General features: G+C 65.9%; 20 protein-coding genes. 10 read left to right on the forward strand and 10 right to left on the reverse strand.

Annotated features, from left to right (window positions below):
- Window positions 1–115: 115 nt before the first annotated feature.
- Together ACZK3W_RS14750 and arsC are read left to right on the forward strand one after the other, a co-directional pair.
- Window positions 116–1,270 (forward strand): phospholipase A, encoded by a 1,155-nt coding sequence (locus ACZK3W_RS14750; RefSeq protein ID WP_049434855.1) that lies wholly within the window; start codon window positions 116–118, stop codon window positions 1,268–1,270.
- Window positions 1,270–1,611, forward strand: coding sequence for an arsenate reductase (glutaredoxin) (arsC, locus tag ACZK3W_RS14755; protein WP_197615970.1), 342 nt, complete (start codon window positions 1,270–1,272; stop codon window positions 1,609–1,611). The genes ACZK3W_RS14750 and arsC overlap by 1 nt, the downstream gene beginning before the upstream one ends.
- Window positions 1,612–1,682: 71 nt before the next feature.
- Here the strand turns inward: arsC and ACZK3W_RS14760 are convergent, their stop codons facing one another.
- From ACZK3W_RS14760 to ACZK3W_RS14775, 4 genes are all read right to left on the reverse strand, one after another.
- The gene (locus ACZK3W_RS14760) at window positions 1,683–2,318 is read right to left on the reverse strand and encodes a glutathione S-transferase N-terminal domain-containing protein (RefSeq protein WP_197615971.1); all 636 of its coding nucleotides are present in this window, start codon (window positions 2,316–2,318) and stop codon (window positions 1,683–1,685) included.
- A 58-nt stretch (window positions 2,319–2,376) separates the two neighbouring features.
- Window positions 2,377–2,712, reverse strand: coding sequence for a hypothetical protein (locus tag ACZK3W_RS14765; RefSeq protein WP_197615972.1), 336 nt, complete (start codon window positions 2,710–2,712; stop codon window positions 2,377–2,379).
- Window positions 2,713–2,788: 76 nt separating this feature from the next.
- Window positions 2,789–3,184: a hypothetical protein gene (locus ACZK3W_RS14770; protein ID WP_197615973.1), complete on the reverse strand. Its 396-nt coding sequence runs from the start codon at window positions 3,182–3,184 to the stop codon at window positions 2,789–2,791.
- Between the two features lie 119 nt (window positions 3,185–3,303).
- Window positions 3,304–4,821 (reverse strand): fumarate hydratase, encoded by a 1,518-nt coding sequence (locus ACZK3W_RS14775; protein WP_006377486.1) that lies wholly within the window; start codon window positions 4,819–4,821, stop codon window positions 3,304–3,306.
- A 147-nt stretch (window positions 4,822–4,968) separates the two neighbouring features.
- Here ACZK3W_RS14775 and ACZK3W_RS14780 point away from each other — a divergent pair, with 147 nt between their 5' ends.
- The 5 genes from ACZK3W_RS14780 (at window position 4,969) to ACZK3W_RS14800 (ending at window position 10,066) form a co-directional block, all read left to right on the forward strand.
- On the forward strand, window positions 4,969–5,865 hold the full coding sequence (locus tag ACZK3W_RS14780; protein WP_197615974.1) for an RNA polymerase sigma-70 factor: 897 nt from the start codon (window positions 4,969–4,971) through the stop codon (window positions 5,863–5,865).
- Window positions 5,866–5,901: 36 nt separating this feature from the next.
- Entirely contained in the window at window positions 5,902–6,351 is a 450-nt protein-coding gene (locus tag ACZK3W_RS14785) for a carboxymuconolactone decarboxylase family protein (RefSeq protein WP_012511595.1), read from the forward strand.
- A 66-nt stretch (window positions 6,352–6,417) separates the two neighbouring features.
- On the forward strand, window positions 6,418–7,239 hold the full coding sequence (locus ACZK3W_RS14790; protein WP_197615975.1) for a hypothetical protein: 822 nt from the start codon (window positions 6,418–6,420) through the stop codon (window positions 7,237–7,239).
- A 96-nt stretch (window positions 7,240–7,335) separates the two neighbouring features.
- Entirely contained in the window at window positions 7,336–9,207 is a 1,872-nt protein-coding gene (locus ACZK3W_RS14795) for an ABC transporter ATP-binding protein (protein ID WP_197615976.1), read from the forward strand.
- A 79-nt stretch (window positions 9,208–9,286) separates the two neighbouring features.
- Window positions 9,287–10,066, forward strand: a complete 780-nt coding sequence (locus ACZK3W_RS14800) for a ferredoxin--NADP reductase (protein ID WP_046984352.1) — start codon at window positions 9,287–9,289, stop codon at window positions 10,064–10,066.
- A 78-nt stretch (window positions 10,067–10,144) separates the two neighbouring features.
- On the opposite strand, the gene ACZK3W_RS14805 is transcribed toward ACZK3W_RS14800, so the two are convergent.
- The gene (locus ACZK3W_RS14805; RefSeq protein WP_121505091.1) at window positions 10,145–10,624 is read right to left on the reverse strand and encodes a glutathione peroxidase; all 480 of its coding nucleotides are present in this window, start codon (window positions 10,622–10,624) and stop codon (window positions 10,145–10,147) included.
- A gap of 130 nt (window positions 10,625–10,754) precedes the next feature.
- On the opposite strand from ACZK3W_RS14805, the gene ACZK3W_RS14810 reads away from it, so the two are divergent.
- Window positions 10,755–12,923 carry a M3 family metallopeptidase gene (locus tag ACZK3W_RS14810; RefSeq protein ID WP_180846706.1) on the forward strand — a complete coding sequence of 723 codons (2,169 nt, stop codon included), beginning with the start codon at window positions 10,755–10,757 and terminating at the stop codon, window positions 12,921–12,923.
- 91 nt (window positions 12,924–13,014) lie between these two features.
- On the opposite strand, the gene cfa is transcribed toward ACZK3W_RS14810, so the two are convergent.
- The 3 genes from cfa to ACZK3W_RS14825 are packed head-to-tail and all read right to left on the reverse strand — an operon-like array spanning window position 13,015 to window position 15,371.
- On the reverse strand, window positions 13,015–14,130 hold the full coding sequence (gene cfa / locus ACZK3W_RS14815; RefSeq protein ID WP_197615977.1) for a cyclopropane fatty acyl phospholipid synthase: 1,116 nt from the start codon (window positions 14,128–14,130) through the stop codon (window positions 13,015–13,017).
- 19 nt (window positions 14,131–14,149) lie between these two features.
- Window positions 14,150–15,031, reverse strand: coding sequence for a DUF3298 and DUF4163 domain-containing protein (locus ACZK3W_RS14820; RefSeq protein WP_049421528.1), 882 nt, complete (start codon window positions 15,029–15,031; stop codon window positions 14,150–14,152).
- A gap of 37 nt (window positions 15,032–15,068) precedes the next feature.
- Window positions 15,069–15,371 carry an N-acetyltransferase gene (locus ACZK3W_RS14825; protein WP_197615978.1) on the reverse strand — a complete coding sequence of 101 codons (303 nt, stop codon included), beginning with the start codon at window positions 15,369–15,371 and terminating at the stop codon, window positions 15,069–15,071.
- 185 nt (window positions 15,372–15,556) lie between these two features.
- Here ACZK3W_RS14825 and ACZK3W_RS14830 point away from each other — a divergent pair, with 185 nt between their 5' ends.
- Window positions 15,557–15,742, forward strand: a complete 186-nt coding sequence (locus ACZK3W_RS14830; protein ID WP_049421514.1) for a hypothetical protein — start codon at window positions 15,557–15,559, stop codon at window positions 15,740–15,742.
- Between the two features lie 43 nt (window positions 15,743–15,785).
- On the opposite strand, the gene ACZK3W_RS14835 is transcribed toward ACZK3W_RS14830, so the two are convergent.
- Both ACZK3W_RS14835 and ACZK3W_RS14840 read right to left on the reverse strand, forming a co-directional pair.
- Entirely contained in the window at window positions 15,786–16,412 is a 627-nt protein-coding gene (locus ACZK3W_RS14835) for a rhomboid family intramembrane serine protease (protein WP_010486760.1), read from the reverse strand.
- 7 nt (window positions 16,413–16,419) lie between these two features.
- Window positions 16,420–17,985, reverse strand: a complete 1,566-nt coding sequence (locus tag ACZK3W_RS14840) for a POT-type proton-dependent oligopeptide transporter (protein ID WP_032129657.1) — start codon at window positions 17,983–17,985, stop codon at window positions 16,420–16,422.
- Window positions 17,986–18,148: 163 nt separating this feature from the next.
- On the opposite strand from ACZK3W_RS14840, the gene ACZK3W_RS14845 reads away from it, so the two are divergent.
- Window positions 18,149–18,997: an endonuclease/exonuclease/phosphatase family protein gene (locus tag ACZK3W_RS14845; RefSeq protein WP_197615979.1), complete on the forward strand. Its 849-nt coding sequence runs from the start codon at window positions 18,149–18,151 to the stop codon at window positions 18,995–18,997.
- Window positions 18,998–19,064: the final 67 nt, after the last annotated feature.

The raw sequence follows: 19,064 nt of genomic DNA on the forward strand, positions 1-19,064 counted from the left end.
CACCGTCTTCACGCCGCGCGCACGCGGTGGCCGTGCATAAACCGTGGGGGCTGGCCGCGATGCGGTACAGCCGCCACACTGTGCGATTCCCGTATTCACCGAAGGGCCTGCTGGAATGACCCTCCCCCCGCTGCTTCCCCGCCTTGCGCCGCTGGCGCTGGCCCTGGCCAGTGCCCCATTGGCCGCGCAGGAATTCGTGCCCAGCACCGATACCTCGCCCGCGGCGTGTGCCGCCATCACCACTGACGCGGCGCGCCTGGCCTGCTATGACCGCCTGTTCGCGCATACGCCGCAGGCCACGGCCGCCGCCGATGCCGCTGCCGAGGCGGCCGCGCAGGCCCGTCGCGAAGAACGCCAGACCGCACGCGTGAGCCAAGGCGAAGAGAAACTGCGCGAGCGGGTCAGCGACCTGTTCCGCCCCGCTGCGCCGGACAGCGCGCTGGCCAATGCCGGCCGCGGTTCGCTGTTGGACAGCCGCTGGGAACTGGCCGAGGACTCCAAGCTCGGCCCATTCCAGCTGCGTGCCTACAAGCCGGTGTACCTGCTGCCGGCGTTCTGGACCAGCGACCGCAACACCACGCCGCATTCGCCGAATCCGGCCAACACGGTCACCACGCCGCAGGTGCTGGACAGCGCCGAACTGAAGTTCCAGATCAGCTTCAAGACCAAGATCGCCGAGAACCTGTTCGGCGACAACGGCGACATCTGGGCCGGCTATACCCAGAGCTCGCGCTGGCAGGCCTACAACGGCGAGGATTCGCGCCCGTTCCGCGAAACCAATTACGAGCCGGAAGTGATGATGGTGTTCCGCAACGGCTACTCGATCGGTGGCTGGCGTGGACGCATGACCGGCATCGCGCTGAACCACCAGTCCAACGGCCGTGCCGACCCACTGTCGCGCAGCTGGAACCGGGTGATGCTCAACATCGGCCTGGACCGCGAGAACTGGGCGCTGGTGCTGCGGCCGTGGTACCGCATTCCCGAGACCCGCAGCGACGACAACAATCCGGACATCGAGGACTACATGGGCCGCGGTGATGCGACCCTGACCTGGAACCGCAACGGCCACGAAGTCTCACTGATGGCGCGCCACTCGCTGCGCACCGGCAGCCGTTCGCACGGCGCCCTGCAGCTGGATTACGGCTTCCCGATCAGCAACCTGCTGCGCGGCCATGTGCAGGTCTTCGACGGCTATGGCGAGAGCCTGATCGACTACAACCACAAGGCCACCTACGTGGGCGTGGGCGTGTCCCTGCTGGAGTGGTTCTGATGGACGTGACGATCTGGCACAACCCGGCCTGCAGCAACTCGCGTGGCGCATTGAAGCTGATCCGCGATGCGGGCTTCGATCCGGAGGTGATTGAGTACCTGGGCAACCCACCCGACGTGGCTACGCTGCGCCAGGTACTGGCCGAATCCGGGCTGGACGCGCAGGCGCTGGTGCGCAGCAAGGAAGCACAGTTCACCGAACTGGGACTGGAAGAGGCCGACGATGCCACGCTGCTGGCCGCGATGGCCGCACACCCGCGCCTGATCAACCGCCCCGTGGTGCGCACGCCCAAGGGCACCCGGCTGTGCCGTCCACCGGAAACGGTGCTGGAGATCCTGTAACGGAAAAGGGGACGGAGGGGATCAAGTCGTTTGTGCACAAGCGACTTGATCCCTTCCGTCCCCTTTTCTGGTTACCGCCAGTCGGTGATGCCCTCGCGGCGGTAGACCTCGGCGAATGCAGGGCGCCCCTTCATCGTTGACGCGTGCGCCTTGAGCGCCGGCCAGGTGTCGCTGGGCTTCGGCATGTTGCGCGACCAGCGCATCAGCATCACCAGCATGTAGTCGACCACGCAGGGCGTGGCACCCAGCAGATACGGTCCGTGCGCCTGCAGGTGCGTGGCCACATGCTGCCAGGCCGCCTCAAGGCGCTGACGGGCCATCTCGCGGCTCGCTTCGATGTTTGCCTCGCCCCCCATTTCATGCGGATAGAACCAGGCACGATAGGCCGGCTGCAGCGTATTGGCACACCAGAACATCCAGCGGTAGGCATCGGCGCGCTGCGGCGTACCCAGTGCCGGCAGCAGGTTGGCGTCTGGATGGCGGTCAGCCAGATACAGTGCGATCGCCGCCGCTTCGGTCAGTACCAAGCCATCGATCAGCAGTGTCGGCACCACACCGGCCGGATTCAGCGCCAGGTACTCCGCCGACTTGTGCTCGCGCGCGTCGAAATCCAGCAGCACCAGTTCGTGCTCGATGCCCAGCTCGATCAGCAGCCAGTGCACCACCAGCGCGGCGGTACTGGTTGAACCATACAGCGTGGTGCTCATGCGGAAGATCCTGTGCAGGTGGATCAGCCGATTATGCGCCCACGCGCGCAATCGTTGCTCAGCCGCAGCGGCTCATGCAGGTATCGCGGCCTTCGCTACAGGACATGATCGGCGTGCGTATCGCGCAGTCGTGCGTCTTCAGTTCACAGGAACGGCGCAGCTCGGGGTTGGCAATGTCCTTGCAGCGATTGTCCGGCGCCGGCACCATCTGTTGTTCGCAGCTGAAGTCGTTGCTGCCGATACTGCCCCGCGCCATGCAGCTGCGATAGTCGGCCTGGCACTGCATGCGGCACTGCGAGGAGGCGGAGAAATCCGCACCTTCGTAGGATGAGGTTGTGCTGCAGCCGGCCAGGACCAGCAGGAACACAGCCGCGACGGATCGATGCAGGCGCATGGGCACATCCAGTGCAGGGGTGTGCCGACCCTAGCAGACTACGGTTACTCGTGCAGGCAGCGACGCGCGCCCCCGATCAGTACACGGGAATGCCGGTGTCGGTGCGGGCTTCATTCACGGTGCCGCCGCAGGAGAGCAGGCACTGGGCGTACGGAGCACTGCATGAAGGAAGCGCCGGGGAACCGCAGTAGGTGCCGGCGCCGTTGCCCCCTTCACAGTTGTGCCGCTGCTTGTCGTCGGCGATACCACTGCAACGGCTGATGATCCGGCTCTTCTCGCTTTCGCAGCTGCGCTGATCCGATTCCGCGCGGGCGCGGTTGTGGAAGTCGCACGTCGCCTTCTGGCTCTCGCAGACCGACGCGCAGATCTTCCCCGCTTCGTGGGTTGGCGGTTCGACGAAATAACGTGGCCCGCAGGCACTGCACGCCAGCGCAACGACCAGCAATACGAAAACACGCGACCACTGCAGCACGAAGGACTCCCTTCCAATACGTCAGACAGCGCACGTTAGCAGAGCACACCATCCACGGGCAGGCTGCATGCAACAACGGCGCCACACGGGCGCCGTTGTCTGGACCGGAACGGGAGGAATTACTCCACCACCACCGGAATCTTGCCGATGCGGGCCTGCCATTCGCGCGGGCCGGTCTTGTGCACCGATTCGCCAGTGGAGTCGACCGCCACGGTCACCGGCATGTCCTGCACGGTGAACTCGTAGATCGCTTCCATGCCGAGGTCGGCGAAACCGACCACCTTCGCCGCCTTGATCGCCTTGGACACCAGGTAGGCCGAACCACCGACGGCCATCAGGTAGGCCGACTTGTTGTCACGGATCGCCTCGATGGCCGCCGGGCCGCGCTCGGCCTTGCCGACCATGCCCAGCAGGCCGGTCTGTTCAAGCACCTGACGGGTGAACTTGTCCATGCGGGTCGCCGTGGTCGGACCAGCCGGGCCCACCACTTCGTCGCGCACCGGATCGACCGGGCCGACGTAGTAGATGAAGCGGCCCTTCAGATCGACCGGCAGTTCCTCGCCCTTGTTGAGCATGTCGACCATGCGCTTGTGCGCGGCGTCGCGGCCAGTCAGCAGCTTGCCGTTCAGCAGCAGGGTCTGGCCCGGCTTCCAGCTGGCCACATCTTCCGGCGTGATCGTGTCCAGGTCCACGCGGGTGCCCTTGGACGAATCGTAGGTCAGCTTCGGCCAGTCCTCCAGCGACGGCGGGTCCAGCATCACCGGGCCGCTGCCATCCAGGGTGAAGTGCGCATGGCGGGTGGCCGCGCAGTTCGGGATCATCGCCACCGGCAGGTTGGCCGCATGAGTCGGGTAATCGTTGATCTTGATGTCGAGCACGGTGGTCAGGCCACCCAGGCCCTGCGCGCCAATACCCAGCGCGTTGACCTTCTCGTACAGCTCCAGGCGCAGCTCTTCAATGCGGTTGGACGCACCACGGGCCTGCAGCTCGGTGATGTCGATCGGCTCCATCAGCGCTTCCTTGGCCAGCAGCATCGCCTTCTCGGCGGTGCCGCCGATGCCGATGCCGAGCATGCCCGGCGGGCACCAGCCGGCGCCCATGGTCGGCACGGTCTTCAGCACCCAGTCGACGATGGAATCGGACGGGTTGAGCATGGCGAACTTGGTCTTGGCTTCCGAACCACCACCCTTGGCGGCGACGATGACGTCGACGGTGTTGCCCGGCACCACCTTGACGTTGACCACGCCCGGGGTGTTGTCCTTGGTGTTGATGCGCTTGCCGGCCGGATCAGCCAGCACCGAAGCGCGCAGCTTGTTGTCCGGGTGCATGTAGGCACGGCGCACGCCTTCATTGGCCATGTCTTCCACGCCCATGGTGGCGTCGTCCCAACGCACGTCCATGCCGATTTCCAGGAACACGGTGACGATGCCGGTGTCCTGGCAGATCGGACGGTGGCCTTCGGCGCACATGCGCGAATTGATCAGGATCTGCGCCATCGCTTCCTTCGCGGCCGGCGACTCCTCGCGCTCGTAGGCGGCGGCAAGGTTCTTGATGTAGTCGACCGGGTGGTAGTACGAGATGTACTGCAGCGCGTCGGCGATGGACTGGATGAGGTCTTCCTGCTTGATCGATGTCACGACTTGCTCGCTTGCTGGAGGCTGGCGGGGGTAATCCCCCCATTTTACCCCCTCCCCCGGCCGCAGGGTGGTAGTGCCGGCCGCTGGCCTGCACTATCCACGCACACCTTCTGTCACGCCACGCGCCACTGCGGCGTCCTTGCCCACATGAACGCTGAAACCGCTTTCCAGACCCACCGTCCGCGCCTGATGGCGCTGGCCTACCGCCTGCTCGGCAGTCGCGCGGACGCCGAAGACGTGGTCCAGGATGCCTGGTTGCGCTGGTCCGGCGCCGACCCGGCGGCCGTCCGCGACCCCGAAGCCTGGCTGGTCACCACCACCACCCGGCTCGGCCTGGACCGGCTGCGCGCAGCCAAGCGCGAGCGCGTGCATTACGTCGGCCCGTGGCTGGCCGAGCCACTGGCGGTCACCCTGGAGCCCGACCCAGCGCCCGGCCCCGCCCAGCTGCATGCGTTTGCCGACGATGTCTCGGTGGCTTTCCTGACCCTGCTTGAACAGCTCGGCCCCGAGGAACGCGCCGCCTTCCTGCTGAAGGAAGCCTTCGACCACGATTACCGTGAGATCGCCGACCTGATCGGCCACAGCGAGGCCAACTGCCGGCAGCTGGTGCATCGTGCCCGGCAGCGCCTGCAGGCCGGGCGGCCGCGCTTCAACGCCGACGCCAGCCAGCACCGGCAGCTGCTGGCGCGCTTCATGGACGCTTCCCAGCGTGGCGACAGCGAAGCGATCCAGGCCCTGCTGCACGCCAACGCGCTGCTGGTCTCCGACGGTGGCGGCGTGGTCACCGCAGCGGTGCGCCCGCTGCTGGGCGCCGAACGCATCGGCCGCCTGTTCTGGGCCATCGCGCGCCGCGGCGCGGTGCACCCGGCGCAGTTGGGCTATGTCAACGGCGAGCCGGCGATCCTGCGCTTCCAAGGCGATCGCCTGCACTCGGTCACCACCATCGAGGTGGTCGATGGCCGCATCGCCAACGTGTACAGCGTGTTGAATCCGGAAAAGTTGCCGGACGTTGTCACGCGCGGTGACGGCACGGCGTCCTTGTAATGAAAGGCGGCCATCGTGGCCGCCGTGGAGCCGAAAATGTCCGACCACGCCTCTCCCCGCGTCCCTTATACCCGCCTGGCCGCCGAAGCCTTCAAGGGCCTGCTGGCCACCAGCCAGGCGGTGCATGACAGCTCGATTGATCCGACCCTGATGGAACTGGTGTTCCTGCGCGTGTCGCAGCTCAACGGCTGCGGCTATTGCATGGACATGCATGCCACCACGCTGCGCAAGGGCGGCATCGAGCCGCGCAAGCTCGATACCCTGCCGGCCTGGCACGAAAGCCGTTTCTTCGATGCACGCGAGCGTGCGGCGCTGGGCTGGGCCGAGGCACTGACCCGGCTGACCGACGGTGCACCGTCACAGGCGGCGTTCGATGCACTGGCACCGCACTTCGATGAGAAGGGCATCAGTGACCTGAGCATGGGCATTGCGGTGATCAATGCCTGGAACCGGCTGGGCGCCGGGCTGCTGCCGCCGCTGCCCTGAGCGCTTCGTTGACAGTGCCTGGACCGCCGGGCACTGTACCTGCCCCGCAGGAAGCATCCGAACGTCATGGCCGACGAAGCCCCCGACACGCCCAGCAAGGAGGCGCTGAAGGCGCTGACCCAGTACCGGGAGCGGGACACCGCGCCGCCCGAACTCCTGTCGACGCTTGAACGGCATGGACTGTTGTGGCCCGTCGAACATCCGGGCCATGAGGCCCTCCAGGTGCGGATGTTCGCCGCCTATGCCCGCGCCGACCGCCAGCATGTGGCAGACAACTTCATCCTCGGCGTGCAGGAGAACCGCAGCGACCTGCGCGCCGGGCTGTCGGCGTATGCGTTCATGGTGCACTTCCCCAGGCATCAGGAGCAGCCACACCCCAGCCTCGCCTGTGCGGTCTGCGGCCAGGTCCGCGAAGGCAGATTCGACCCGACCACCTGGGCGCGCGTCCGCCACAACATCGGGGTCGTGCTCGGCGGAAGCGTAAACGCCATCACCTTCCTGTTGGAACAACACAATCTGACGCCCAGACGGGCGCCCGGCGACATGAGCACACTGGTGGCACTGCTGCGGCTGCTGCACCACGAGAGCGACGCCAAGGACACCCCGTCGATCATCGTCAAACGCGTGCGCGCGCTGCCGGGCCTGAAACTGTCCGTCGAGCAGGCGCGTCACCTGCTGGATGCCCTGGGCCATGCCGGGCTGCTGCAGACCCCCGAGCATCCCGGCCTGGCGCAACGCTTCACCCGGGTCGGCCTGGCACCGCGCACGTCGCGCTCTTCGGACTGGAGCTATCCCGTCGATTTCTGGAAAGGCGCCTACGGCATCGACAGCGGGGCCCTGCGCTTCTGGTTCGCTCACCATCCTGCGCTGCTGGCTGCGCTGGACTGAGCGCGCAGGCGGCGCCGACGCGCTGCCCTGCCGGCGCATGGCAGGCATGCGCCCCGTTCATGCCTCCGCCACGCGCAGGGCGCGCACAATACGCACATGCCTGCTACCCCCACCGCTGGCGCTGCCGCCGCGAAGAAACCCAGCCTGCGCCAGCGCTTCAGGGCGATGCGCAACCTGCCACCGTTCCTGCGCATGGTCTGGAAGACCAGCCCCGCGCTCACCCTGGCCAGCCTTGGCCTGCGCCTGATCCGTGCGCTGCTGCCGGTGGCGATGCTCTACGTCGGCAAGCTGATCATCGACAGCGCCCTGAACCTGAGCCAGCACGACGCTGGCTTCCCGCCGCTGGGCGAAGCACTGTCCAGCGGCATACTGAATCCGCTGCTGGGCCTGCTGGCGCTGGAATTCGGCCTGGCCATCGCCTCGGATCTGCTCGGCCGGCTGGTCAGCTACGCCGATGCCCTGCTCTCGGAACTGTTCGCCAACGTCACCAGCATCCGGTTGATGGAACACGCGGCAACGCTGGATCTGGAGGACTTCGAGGACCCGGACCTGCAGGACAAGCTGGACCGTGCGCGACGCCAGACCATGGGCCGGATGAACCTGATGAGCCAGTTGTTCGGCCAGGTGCAGGACGCGATCACCGTGGCCAGCCTCGCCGTCGGCCTGCTGGTCTACGCGCCGTGGTTGATCCTGCTGCTGGCGCTGGCCCTGGTGCCGGCCTTCATCGGCGAATCGCACTTCAACGCGGCCGGCTACAGCCTCAACTTCCAGTGGACGCCGGAGCGCCGCCAGCTCGACTACCTGCGCCAGCTCGGTGCCAGCGTGGAAACGGCCAAGGAAGTGAAGATCTACAACCTGCACCGCTTCCTGGTGGAGCGCTACCGGCGCCTGTCGGTGGCGCTGTTCCAGGCCAACCGCGCCCTGGCCCGGCGCCGCGCGTTCTGGGGCACGCTGCTGGCCGCACTGGGAACGCTGGGCTACTACACCGCCTACGCCTACATCGCCTGGCGCACGGTGCGCGGCGACTTCTCGATCGGCGACCTGACCTTCCTCGCCGGCAGCTTCCTGCGCCTGCGCCAGCTGCTGGAGGGCCTGTTGATCGGGTTCTCGCAGGTGGCCAGCCAGGCGCTGTACCTGGATGACCTGTTCTCGTTCTTCCAGATCCAGCCGGAAATCCACTCGCGCGAAGGTGCAGTGCGCGTGCCGCAGCCGATCCGGCAGGGCTTCGAGTTCGAGAACGTCGGCTTCCGCTACCCGGATGCCGAGCAATGGGCGGTGCGCCACCTTGATTTCCAGCTGCAGGCCGGCGAAGTACTGGCGCTGGTCGGTGAGAACGGCGCCGGCAAGACCACGCTGGTGAAGCTGCTGGCGCGGCTGTACGAACCGGACGAGGGCCGCATCCTGCTCGATGGGCGCGACCTGCGCGACTACGACCTGGACGACCTGCGCGCCAACCTCGGGGTGATCTTCCAGGACTTCGTGCGCTACAACCTCAGCGCCGGCGAGAACATCGGCGTCGGCCAGGTCGAGGCGATGGACGACCAGGCGCGCATCGCCGACGCCGCACGGCGTGGCATGGCCGAGGAAGTGATCGACGACCTGCCCGGCGGCTACGACCAGCTGATCGGCCGCCGCTTCAAACAGGGCGTGGACCTGTCCGGCGGCCAATGGCAGAAGATCGCCATCGCCCGCGCATGGATGCGCAATGCGCAGGTGATGATCCTGGATGAGCCAACGGCGGCGCTGGATGCGCGAAGTGAGTTCGAGGTGTTCCAGCGGTTCAGGGAACTGGCGGATAATCGCACCGCAGTGCTGATTTCCCACCGTTTCTCCTCGGTACGCATGGCCGATCGCATCCTGGTGCTGGCCGATGGCCGGATCGAGGCCAGCGGCACCCATGAAGAGCTGATGGCCCAGGGCGGCCGCTACGCCGAGCTGTTCGAGCTGCAGGCGGCCGGCTACCGCTGAGAACGCCTCTCGTTCCGCCTAATGAGAACCTGTCTCATTTGAGATAGAATCACCCCGACGACTTCCGATAGATACGCCCATGTCCTCCGCTTTTGGCGCCGAAACGGTGCTTGAGGTCCGTCATTGGACCGATGCCTACTTCAGCTTCACCCTCACCCGCGACAGCGGCTTCCGCTTCGAGAACGGCCAGTTCGTGATGATCGGCCTGGAAACAGAGGCGCGGCCGCTGCTGCGTGCGTATTCCATCGCCAGCGCCAACTGGGAAGAGCACCTGGAGTTCTTCAGCATCAAGGTGCAGGACGGCCCGCTGACCTCGCGCCTGCAGCACATCAAGCCGGGTGACAAGGTGCTGGTCGGCAAGAAGCCCACCGGCACCCTGCTGATCAGCGATCTGCACCCCGGCAAGAACCTGTACCTGCTGGGCACCGGCACCGGCATGGCGCCGTGGCTGTCGGTCATCAAGGACCCGGAAACCTACGAGCGCTTCGAGAAGGTGATCCTCTGCCACGGCGTGCGCTACGAGAAGGACCTGGCCTACCGCGATTACTTCGAGAAGGAACTGCGTGAGCATGAATTCCTCGGCGAGATGATCGGCGACAAGCTGCTGTACTACCCGGCCGTCACCCGCGAGCCGTTCGCCAACCAGGGCCGCCTGACCCAGCTGATGGAAAGCGGCGAGATGCAGCGCACCCTCGGCCTGCCGGAGCTGAGCCCGGAGAACGACCGCGCGATGATCTGCGGCAGCCCGCAGATGCTGGCCGACCTGCGCAGCGTGCTCGATGCCCGTGGCTTCCAGGTCTCGCCGCGTATCGGCCAGCCGGGCCACTACGTGTTCGAGCGCGCGTTCGTCGAGAAATAAGCAAAAAGGGGACGGAGGGGGATTAAGTCGTTTGTGCACAAACGACTTAATCCCCTCCGTCCCCTTTTCGGGTTCATCTCACAGCAGCGCTTCGATCTCGCCGCGCAGCTGCTCCGGCCTGGTGGTGGGCGCATGGCGCGACACCACCTGCCCCTGGCGGTCGACCAGGAACTTGCTGAAATTCCACTTGATGCGGGCGCTACCCAGCAGGCCGCGCTTCTCGCGTGACAGCCATGCCCACAACGGATCAGCCCCCTCGCCGTTGACCTCGATCTTCTCCGACAGCGGGAAGCTGACCGGGTAGTCCAGCGAACAGAACTGGCGGATCTGCGCGGCGTCGCCCGGTTCCTGTGCACCGAACTGATTGCATGGGAACCCGATCACCACCAGGCCACGGTCGCGATACTGCTGCCACAGCTGTTCCAGCCCGGTGTACTGCGGGGTGAAGCCACAGCGGCTGGCGACATTGACCAGCAGCAACGGGTGCCCCTGGTACCGGGCCAGGGCCTGCGGCTGGCCGTCGAGGTCACGGAAGCTGAAATCGTAGGCAGTGGTCATGGCAGCGGGCCGTGGGCGGTGAATGCATGGTACCCGCGCCCAGCCCCGGCAACATGCCTTTTGACACAAGTGCGGGCGCCGCCGGCCGGGTTACCCTCGGGCCCTTGTTTGCCTTACCGGAGTTCCTACCTTGACCACTCGCCTTGCCCTTGCCGTGGCCATGTCCCTCGGCCTTGCCCTGCCCGCCTTCTCGGCCGGCGCCGCCACCCCGGCTGCCAGCACCCATGCCCAGCAGGCCAATCCGTTCTTCGCCGAAAGCCCGCTGCCGCTGCATTTCCCGCAGTTCGACAAGATCAAGGACAGCGACTTCGCCCCGGCCTTCGACGCCGGCATGGCGCAGCAGCTGAAGGAAGTGGAGGCGATCGCCAACAACAAGGCCAAGCCGACCTTCGACAACACCATCATCGCCCTGGAAAAGAGCGGTGACATCCTCGACCGTGCGACCACCGTGTTCTTCAGCCTGGTCGGCGCCGATACCAACGACACCCGCAAGAAGCTGCAGGCCGACTACTCGGCGAAGTTCGCCGCGCACAGCGATGCGATCGCGCTGAACGGCAAGCTGTTCGCCCGCATCCAGGCGCTGTATGACACCCGCAGCCAGCTGGGCCTGGACGCCGAAGGCGTGCGTCTGGTCGAGAAGTACTACGACAACTACGTGCGTGCAGGCGCCAAGCTGTCCGACGCCGACAAGGCCAAGCTGAAGGAGATGAACGCCGAGCTGGCCAACCTGGGCACCAAGTTCAGCCAGAACGTGCAGTCGGAAGTGAACGCTTCGGCGATCACCGTTGACGACGTCAAGGAGCTGGACGGCCTGTCCAAGGAGCAGATCGCCGCCGCCGCCGAAGCCGCCAAGGCCCGTGGCCTGGAAGGCAAGTACGTGATCACCCTGCTCAACACCACCGGCCAGCCGCCGCTGACCAACCTGGCCAACCGCGCCCTGCGCCAGAAGATCTACGAAGCCTCGACCACCCGCGGCAGCCGCGGCGGTGAGTTCGACAACACCGCGCTGGTCTCGCGCATCATGCAGCTGCGTGCCGACAAGGCCAAGCTGATGGGCTTCCCGAACTTCGCCGCCTACAACCTGACCAACCAGACCGCCAAGACCCCGGAAGCGGTCAACGCAATGCTCGGCAAGCTGGCTCCGGCCGCCGTGGCCAACGCCAAGCGCGAAGCCGCCGATCTGCAGGCGATGATCGACAAGGAACAGAAGGCCGCGCGCAAGCCGACCTTCCAGCTGGAACCGTGGGACTGGGCCTTCTACAGCGAGAAGGTGCGCCAGGCCAAGTACAACTTCGACGAGTCGCAGCTGAAGCCGTACTTCGAGATGAAGAACGTGCTGGAGAACGGCGTGTTCTACGCCGCCGGCCAGGAATTCGGCCTGACCTTCAAGCAGCGCACCGACCTGCCGGTCTACCACGATGACGTCACCGTCTACGACGTGTTCGACGCTGACGGCAGCCAGCTGGCGATCTTCATCTTCGACCCGTATGCACGCGCCTCCAAGCGCGGCGGTGCGTGGATGAACTCCTACGTCTCGCAGTCCAAGCTGACCGGCTTCAAGCCGGTGGTCGCCAACCATCTGAACATCCCGAAGCCGCCGGCCGGCCAGCCGACCCTGCTGACCTGGGACGAGGTGAACACCACCTTCCACGAGTTCGGCCACGCCCTGCACGGCATGTTCTCCAACGTGAAGTACCCGTACTTCTCGGGCACCTCGGTGCCGCGTGACTTCGTCGAGTTCCCCTCGCAGGTCAACGAAATGTGGTCGGACAACCCGGTCATCCTGAAGAACTACGCCAAGCACTACCAGAATGGTTCGGCGATGCCGCAGGCACTGCTGGACAAGGTGCTGGCAGCGGCCAAGTTCAACCAGGGCTTCGCCACCACCGAGTACCTGGGCGCGGCCATGCTTGATCAGCGCTGGCACCAGATCGGCGCCGACCAGGTGCCGGCCGCCAAGGACGTGATGGCCTTCGAGCGCGCCGCGCTGGAGAAGGACGGCATCTACTACGCGCCGGTTCCGCCGCGCTACAAGACCCCGTACTTCAGCCACATCATGGGCGGCTACTCGGCCGGCTACTACGCCTACATCTGGTCGGAAGTGCTCGACGCCAACACCCAGAAGTGGTTCAAGGACAACGGCGGCCTGAGCCGCAAGAACGGCGACCACTTCCGCGCCACCCTGCTGTCCAAGGGCGGCAGCGTGGACGCGATGCAACTGTTCCGCGATTTCGCCGGCCACGAGCCGCAGATCGAACCGCTGCTGGAAAAGCGTGGCCTGACCGGCGCCGGCAACTGATCGCCCGCGCGGTAGCCTGAAACGAAAACCGCCCGGGAGACCGGGCGGTTTTTTGTTGAAGCATCCACGCATGGCGTGGATCTACTGGCTGTCAGCGTGGCGCCACGTACCCACCCGGCACGCCTTCCGGCGACAGCACCAGCTGCCACAGCTGCGCGTGCCGGCAACGGAAGGTGGCCATCGACCCAGCCAGGTAAAAGCGCCACATGCGCCGGAAGTGCTCGTCGTAGCGCGCATCCAGCCGCGGCCACGCCGCTTCCACGTTGCGCCGCCAGGCCTGCAGGGTCAGGTCGTAATCGGTGCCGAAGTTGTGCCAGTCCTCCAGCACGAAGCGGCCCTCGAACGCCTTGGTGATCTGCACCGCCGATGGCAGCATCGAGTTGGGAAAGATGTAGCGCGCGATCCACGGGTCGGTACGATGCCGCGAGATGTTGGTGCCGATGCTGTGCAGCAGCAGCAGGCCGCGCGGTGACAGGCAACGCCTGGCCACCTCGAAGAAGCTGGCGTAGTTCTTGTCGCCGACGTGCTCGAACATGCCGATCGAGAAGATCGCATCGAACGGCTCGTGCAGTTCGCGGTAGTCCTGCAGGCGGATCTCGATCGGCAGGCCGGCGCACAGTTCGCGGGCGAACTCGGCCTGCTCCTGCGAAATGGTCACGCCGACGCCACTGACACCGTAGCGCTCGGCGGCGAACTTCAGGGCTTCGCCCCAGCCACAGCCGATGTCCAGCACACGCTGCCCCGGGCGCAGGCCCAGCTTGCGGCAGACCAGGTCAAGCTTGGCTTCCTGCGCGGCGTCGAGATCGCCGGCATTGCGCCAGTAGCCACAGCTATAGACCAGGCGCTGGCCCAGCATGGCCTGGTAGAGATCATTGCCGAGGTCGTAGTGGCGGCGGCCCACCTCGTAGCTGCCCTGTCCCGCCTGCAGGTTGAACAGGCGCGCCTTCAGTGCATCGGCCACTTCGCGCCAACCGTGCACCCGTTCGTCCAGGTGCGCCTGCATCAGGTGGACAAGGAATTCATCCAGGACGTTGGCATCCCACCAACCGTCCATGTAGCTCTCGCCGAGGCCAAGCGAGCCGTGCGCCATGACCCGCGCGAAGAAGCGCGGGTCATGAACCTGGATATCCTGTGGCTGGGTACCGCCGATGCGGACCCCGGCTTCCTGCAGCAGGCCGGCGACCCGCTCCTGCAACCCTGTATCCACGCCACCTCCTCGACTGCGGTCAACCGCGTGCGAACAGCTCCACGTAGTCCTTGGCCACGTGCGGCAACAGCACCGCCGCCGGTACATCGGCGGTCTGGGTGCCGTCCGAGTATGGACCCACCTGGTACGGCGGGAAAACAAAGCGCAGCGCGGTGATCTGCCCCTTGTCGTCGGTCAGCGGCTGGAACTGGCTGAAATTGTCGGCCTGCGGGCCGGTGCCGTCGGCAATCATGCGCGATGCGTTGCGCAGCGATTCCTGCAGCTGGGCCGGATCCATGTCCTCACCGCTGAGGCGGGTGGCCACGCGTTCACGCAGCTGGTCGGCGACGAAATCGCTGATCGCCTTCCAGCCCTTGGCATCGGCCACCAGCTTTTCGGCGCTGAGCATCTGCTGATGCTGCGGCAGCCACACGAATCGGGCCACCAGCGGTTCGCCATGGGCGCCACCGGTGTAGCGGCTGCCATCAGCACTGACCACCACCAGCTGCGGGGTTTCCAGCAGCTTCTCGAAGCTCAGCGACAGCTCGTACGGCATGGTCGGCTTGTCATTGCCCAGCCCGTCCAGCGCCTGTTGCAGGTCACTGCGCGCACTCGTCGCATAGCTCTGCAGCGCGCGGGCCAGGCCCGGGTAGCGGTCGATGCCGGCCGGGTAGCTGATACCCACCACTTCGCGTTCGTTGTTCTCGATCACGTCGCGCAGGTCCAGCGGCGCTTCCGTGACCGGCGTTTCGCCTGCGGCGGTGGCTTCGGCGGCGGGCGCCGCGTCGGTCGCCGGTGCCGGCTCGCTTTCACGCTGGCAACCGGCCAGCAACAGCACGCCCACCACGCCGGCCAGCACGCTGCCGTGCAATGGCCGGTTGTTTCCAATCTTCATCGGGATCCCCTGTTCATGTTTGTACATCATCGCCTGCCATGGCTGAAGCTTGGCCCGCTGGCATTCAGCCAACGAGCAGGTCGTGGTATTCCTCATGCCGCTGCAGGAAGGCCTCGGCGTAGGAACACGCCGGCACCACCTTGTACTTCTGCTCACGGGCAAAACGCAGCGCCACACGGGTCAGCTCACCGGCGATGCCTCGGCCGGCAATCGGCTCGGGCACCTCGGTATGCGTGATGACCATGCGCCTGCGTTTGATATGGTAGTCCAGCACCGCCAGCTGTCCGCGCACACGGGCGGTGAAGCGATGGTTGGCCAGGTCGTGTTCGACCTCGTAGGCCAGACCGGGGGGCGTGACCGAAGCCATGGAACTGTCTCCTGCGGCGACTGCGTGGATGGTGCGCAGCCGGGCGCCATGATCGCGTGAAGCCTGAACAGGGGCAAGTCCGTTCCATTCACGTCAGTTTGCGACCCTCAAGCTGGAGCACTGGCGGCCGCTATCGCCTGTGGAGGGGTACGGCCAGGCTGGCACGGCCCTTGCGACAGTTGATCATGCGCACCACCGCGGAGGCTCCGATGCACCCCAGCGATTCCCATTCAGATACCGACCGCGCCCTGCTGGAGGGCCTGCTGCAACTGGCCGTGGAGGGGCAGACCCAGGACCAGGATTTCCAGCGCATCGGCGAAGAAGTGTTCGCCCGCCTGCTGGATACCTACGGTCAGCAGCCCACGCTCTGAAACAGCGGGGGCGGATCGCTGCCGATCCGCCCCGCTCCCGTCATCAACCGCCGCCGAGGCGGAAGGTCGGGTTGGAGAGTTCGCGCAGGAAGTGAGTGAAGATGCTCGGCTGCATGGCCAGCATGAAGATCACGCCGAACGCCGCGCCTGCCAGGTGCGCGCTGTGGTTGATGCGGTCACCGCCGCGCTTGTCCATCCAGATGCTGTAGCCGACGTAGAACGCGGCGTAGACGATGGCCGGCGCCGGGATGAAGAACACCAGGATGATCGACCACGGCTTGATCAAGATGAAGGCGAACAGCACCGCCGACACCGCACCGGACGCACCCAGGCTGAGATAGTTCGGGTTCTTCTGGTTCTTCAGGTAGCTGGGCAGGATCGAGACCAGCAGCGCACCGATGTAGAACGCCGGGTAGGTCAGGTAGCTGCCGGTCAGCTGCACCATCACGCTCTCGATGAATCCCCCGAAGAAGAACAGGGTGATCATGTTGAAGATCAGGTGCGACCAGTCGGCGTGGATGAAGCCATAGGTCACCAGCCGGTCGTACTGGCGGTGACGGTCGATGGCCGGCGGCCACAGGATCAGGCGGTCGGCCAGCTTGCGGTTGTTGAACGCCATCCACGACAGGATGGCGGTGATGGCGATCAACAGCAGATTGACGGGGGTCATGTCAGGCTCAGGCGCTACGGTAGTTGTCGACCATACGATAGCGTTTCGCGTACCAACCGAAGGCCAACGCCGCGACGAAGGCGAAACCGGCGAAGAAGAACATCAGGAACGCCGCCTCGCTCAGGCCCGTACTGGCGATCTTGTGGGTCACCGCATCGTTGCGCACCGCCGCGTTGGACAGCAGCACCCACAGGTTGCCGATGGTTGTGGTCAGGTTCCAGAAGCTCATCACCACGCCCTTCATCGCCTGCGGCGCCTGGCTGTAGGCGAACTCCAGGCCGGTGGCCGAGACCAGCACCTCACCGAAGGTCAGCAGCGCGTACGGTAGCATCTGCCAGAAGATCGACATGGCGTTGCCCCCGTCCATCACCACCTGGATGCCGCCGACCACGATCCAGGCCAGGCCGCTGAAGGCGATGCCGGCGGTCATGCGGCGCAGCGCGGTCGGCTCGAAGCCGAAGCGGCGCAGGGCCGGGTACAGCACCAGGTTGTTGAACGGAATCAGGATCATCACCAGCAGCGGGTTCAGTGCCTGCATCTGCGAGGCGGTGAACCAGCTCGGCATCTGCATCTGCTGGCCCTGCAGGACCCAGGTCGAGGCCTTCTGGTCGAACAGCGAGAAGAACGGCGTGGTCAACGCGAAGATCACCAGCACCCGCAGCACCGAGCGCACGCCTTCGACGGCTTCGGCCGGATGCTGGCCACGGGCGCGATCGAGCTGCAGCCAGGTGCCACCGCCGATACCGGCCAGGATCGATACCAGCGCCAGGCACAGGCAGATGACAATGCCCAACGAGCCAACCAGGCCGAACGAGGCCACTGCCAGCACCAGGCCGAGCACGGCGATCACCAGGCCCGGACGGCCCTGGCCGGCCACGCGCGTGGTCAGTGCGGTACGCACCACGTTGGCGAACGAATGCGGATCCTTCGGCGGCAGCGGCACCAGCACGTAGCGCTTGCGGCCCAGCCAGAACACGAAGGTGGCGATGAACATCAGGATGCCCGGGATGCCGAACGCCCACTGCGGGCCCCAGTTCTTCAGCACCAGCGGGATCAGCAGCGAGGCGAACAGCGAGCCGAAGTTGATGATCCAGTAGAAGGCGTCGAAGACGATCTTGGCCAGGTGCTTGTTGCTCTGGTCGAACTGGTCGCCCATGAACGAGGCCACCAGCGGCTTGATTCCACCGGCACCGAGCGCGATCAGGCCCAGGCCGAGGAAGAAGCCCTCGCGGCTGTTCTCGAACAGCGCCAGGCACAGGTGGCCGGCACAGTAGACCAGGCTGAACCAGAGAATGGTGTGGTACTTGCCGAAGAACCTGTCGGCCAGCCAGCCTCCGAGCAGCGGGAAGAAATACACGCCGATCATGAAGCTGTGCATGATGTCCTTGGCTTCACCGGCACGGCCTTCCGCAGTGATTTCCTGCAGCAGCAGCGAGGTGATCAGGAACTGCACCAGGATGTTGCGCATCCCGTAGAAACTGAACCGCTCGCAGGCCTCATTGCCGATGATGTACGGGATCTGGCGCGGCATCTTTCCCTGGCCGGCGATGGGGGCAACTGCGTCGTGGCTCATCCTGTAAGGCAATCCTGCAAAGCGAAAGGCGCAAGATTACCGGAAGCAGGGCTTGCGAAGCACGCTGCAGGGCTGCATGACAACGGTGCCAATCCATGGCAGGCAGCGACACTCCGTGCCGGAAGTCACGGCACCTGCACGACAAAAGCGTAAACTTATCGTTATGCGCCCCCTCGCCCCCGCCCGTCTCCTGCTCAGTTGCCTGGTGCTGCTGATGGCGTTGCAGGCACAGGCGCGGCCGCAGGCAACGGCCACCGCCGCCAGCGAGAGCGAGCCCCGGCAACTCACCGTGGCCGCACTGGAACTGCCCAGCCGCGATGACGCGCAATGGAAGTTGCGCCGTGAGCAGGTCGCACAGTTGCTGACCGACCTGCAGCCGGACGTGATCTCGGTGCAGCAGGTGCTGCAGCAGCAGGGCCGCAATCCGGCCTGCTGGCTGGCCAGCCGGCTGCGCTACAGCTGCGACTTCGTTACCGCCGATCCGCCCAGCCAGCCGTTGCGGCATGGCAACGCGATGCTGACCCGGCTGCCGGTCAGCGAGGATGGCGTGACCCTGCTGCACCCACCCGGCACCTTCAGCGCCGCCGGCATGATGCGGCTGAAGTTGGGCGAGGCACTGGTCAACATCTATGTGGCACGGCTGCGCCCGGACCCGGACGAGGCCACCGCCCGCCAGCATCAGACCAGCGACCTGATGACCTGGATCGGCGCCACCGCCGAGGGCATGCCCAGCCTGATCGCCGGCGATTTCTCCGCCAACACTGTGGAACTGGTGCGCAGCACGCCCGGCTTCCAGCCGGCCCGGCGCAATCCCGGCGGCCGCGCCGAGGCGCCTGCGGCCAGTGGCGGTGGCAGCAGTGGCCATGGCCTGGATGTGCTGTTCCAGGTCAAGCACTTCGGCGGCATCCGCCAGCAGCCGATCCTGTTGCCAGCCGACGGCGACCTGCCCGGCCTGCGCCTGGGCGTGATGGCTACGCTGCGGCTGCAGGGTGATACGGCCACGGCCGAATAGGTAGTGCCGGCCGCTGGCCGGCTCCTCGGGTACCACACGATTGCCGGCCAGCGGCCGGCACTACCGA

The sequence above is a fragment of the Stenotrophomonas sp. 80084_Sma genome (assembly GCF_056481995.1).

Excerpts from the sequence above, each read along its gene's own strand:
- ACZK3W_RS14750 (WP_049434855.1), top strand. The coding sequence starts at position 116 with ATGACCCTCCCCCCGCTGCTTCCCCGCCTTGCGCCGCTGGCGCTGGCC.
- arsC (WP_197615970.1), top strand. The coding sequence starts at position 1,270 with ATGGACGTGACGATCTGGCACAACCCGGCCTGCAGCAACTCGCGTGGC.
- ACZK3W_RS14760 (WP_197615971.1), bottom strand. The coding sequence starts at position 2,318 with ATGAGCACCACGCTGTATGGTTCAACCAGTACCGCCGCGCTGGTGGTG.
- ACZK3W_RS14765 (WP_197615972.1), bottom strand. The coding sequence starts at position 2,712 with ATGCGCCTGCATCGATCCGTCGCGGCTGTGTTCCTGCTGGTCCTGGCC.
- ACZK3W_RS14780 (WP_197615974.1), top strand. The coding sequence starts at position 4,969 with ATGAACGCTGAAACCGCTTTCCAGACCCACCGTCCGCGCCTGATGGCG.
- ACZK3W_RS14785 (WP_012511595.1), top strand. The coding sequence starts at position 5,902 with ATGTCCGACCACGCCTCTCCCCGCGTCCCTTATACCCGCCTGGCCGCC.
- ACZK3W_RS14790 (WP_197615975.1), top strand. The coding sequence starts at position 6,418 with ATGGCCGACGAAGCCCCCGACACGCCCAGCAAGGAGGCGCTGAAGGCG.
- ACZK3W_RS14795 (WP_197615976.1), top strand. The coding sequence starts at position 7,336 with ATGCCTGCTACCCCCACCGCTGGCGCTGCCGCCGCGAAGAAACCCAGC.
- ACZK3W_RS14800 (WP_046984352.1), top strand. The coding sequence starts at position 9,287 with ATGTCCTCCGCTTTTGGCGCCGAAACGGTGCTTGAGGTCCGTCATTGG.
- ACZK3W_RS14805 (WP_121505091.1), bottom strand. The coding sequence starts at position 10,624 with ATGACCACTGCCTACGATTTCAGCTTCCGTGACCTCGACGGCCAGCCG.
- ACZK3W_RS14820 (WP_049421528.1), bottom strand. The coding sequence starts at position 15,031 with ATGTACAAACATGAACAGGGGATCCCGATGAAGATTGGAAACAACCGG.
- ACZK3W_RS14825 (WP_197615978.1), bottom strand. The coding sequence starts at position 15,371 with ATGGCTTCGGTCACGCCCCCCGGTCTGGCCTACGAGGTCGAACACGAC.
- ACZK3W_RS14830 (WP_049421514.1), top strand. The coding sequence starts at position 15,557 with ATGCGCACCACCGCGGAGGCTCCGATGCACCCCAGCGATTCCCATTCA.
- ACZK3W_RS14835 (WP_010486760.1), bottom strand. The coding sequence starts at position 16,412 with ATGACCCCCGTCAATCTGCTGTTGATCGCCATCACCGCCATCCTGTCG.
- ACZK3W_RS14840 (WP_032129657.1), bottom strand. The coding sequence starts at position 17,985 with ATGAGCCACGACGCAGTTGCCCCCATCGCCGGCCAGGGAAAGATGCCG.
- ACZK3W_RS14845 (WP_197615979.1), top strand. The coding sequence starts at position 18,149 with ATGCGCCCCCTCGCCCCCGCCCGTCTCCTGCTCAGTTGCCTGGTGCTG.